The 1,278-nt window shown below is 69.7% G+C and carries 2 protein-coding genes and 1 pseudogene; 1 reads left to right on the top strand and 2 read right to left on the bottom strand.

The features are described 5' to 3' along the window. Nucleotides 1-270 (bottom strand): carotenoid oxygenase family protein (locus AB0J09_RS65020; RefSeq protein WP_360714511.1); only part of this gene is annotated, 270 nt, incomplete at its 3' end. After that, nucleotides 267-893, bottom strand: a complete 627-nt coding sequence (locus tag AB0J09_RS65025; protein ID WP_360714513.1) for a TetR/AcrR family transcriptional regulator — start codon at nt 891-893, stop codon at nt 267-269. The genes AB0J09_RS65025 and AB0J09_RS65020, both read right to left, overlap by 4 nt. A 102-nt stretch (nt 894-995) precedes the next feature. On the opposite strand from AB0J09_RS65025, the pseudogene AB0J09_RS65030 reads away from it, so the two are divergent. Then, a pseudogene (locus AB0J09_RS65030) lies at nt 996-1,278 on the top strand (hypothetical protein); the annotation flags it as partial.

A 1,278-nucleotide genomic window follows, 5' to 3' on the forward strand; every position in this document is an offset into this window, starting at 1 on the left:
CGGCTCGCCGAGCCGTGCGGCGACGTCGGCACTGCGTACCCAGCGGTTGCGGTACCACTCGGCGCGGCCGTCGCGCAGCCGCACGCCGTGCACCATGCCCTCGCCGATGAAGAGGTGGCTCGCCCTCGGGTCGTCGAGGCCGAGCGGGTTGGGCCCGTTACGCAGGTAGCGGCCGTTGAGCTCGGCCGGGATCTGTCCGGTGACCTCCAGGTCGAAGGCGGTGATCTCCTCGCTCACGGGGGCGAATCCGCCGGTGTAGGGGGTGGTCATGGTGCGTTCCTCTCGTCGTGGGCCAGGAAGGGGGTGAGCACCGAGTCGTAGAGCAGCCGGTAGCGCCGCGCCGCAGTGGGTTCGTCGAAATGGCCGAGGATTTCCAGGCTTACGGCGCCGTGGACCGCCATCCAGAGCACGTCGGCGATCTCCACGGCCTCTCCCCCGCGCAGCGCGCCCGCCTCCAGGCACTCCCCGACGCCCCGCACGAGCAGGCCGAACGTGCGCCTGGCGGACCCCACAGCCTCGTCACCCGGCTTGAACCCGGCCATGGCCCCCAGGAACATGACCCGGTAGTAGTCGGGCTCGGCCAGCGCGTAGGCACGGTAGGCGTCCAGGCCCCTGCGCAGCGAGGTCAGGGGATCGTCGCCGTCGTCGAGCTCCTCGAGCAGCCGCCGCTCGAACCTCGCGAACCCCTCCAGCCAGAGCGCCTCGCTGAGCCCGTCCTTGCCGCCGAAGAGCGTGTAGATCACCTTGGTCGAGCAGCCGACCTCGCCGGCGATCCGCCGCACGGTCAGCGCCGCCGGCCCCTCGGTGACGAGCAGGTGGGTGGCGGCGTCGAGGATCGCGGCCCTGACGACGTGCTGCCCCTCCTGCTGGGCCTGCTGGTACGCGGTGGTCACGGTAACGCCGTTTCTTATCGGTAACACTGTTACCCACCTTTCTACGCTCACCCGGGAAGCACGTCAAGGACTAAGAACGGCCGTCACGGTTAGTGGGCCCATGTGAGCGATGCGAGAGTCACCGTGGTGGTGGCCAGCAAGGACCGGCTGCGGGCGCTGACACGTACGCTCCCCCTGCACCCGCGCCCGGTGATCCTCGTCGACAACGACTCGACCGACGGGACCCCCGGGTTCGTACGGCGCCACTTCCCGGACGTCCACCTGGTCGAGGCGGGCACGAACCTGGGGGCCCTCCGACCAGGGCATCGACCAAGTGCTGTGGATGATGAACCCCGCCAAGATCACCGCAGCCCGGCCCACCTGAAGCGCGCCAGAGAAGTCACAA

The organism is Nonomuraea sp. NPDC049784, from assembly GCF_040659615.1.
Lineage (GTDB): Bacteria > Actinomycetota > Actinomycetes > Streptosporangiales > Streptosporangiaceae > Nonomuraea.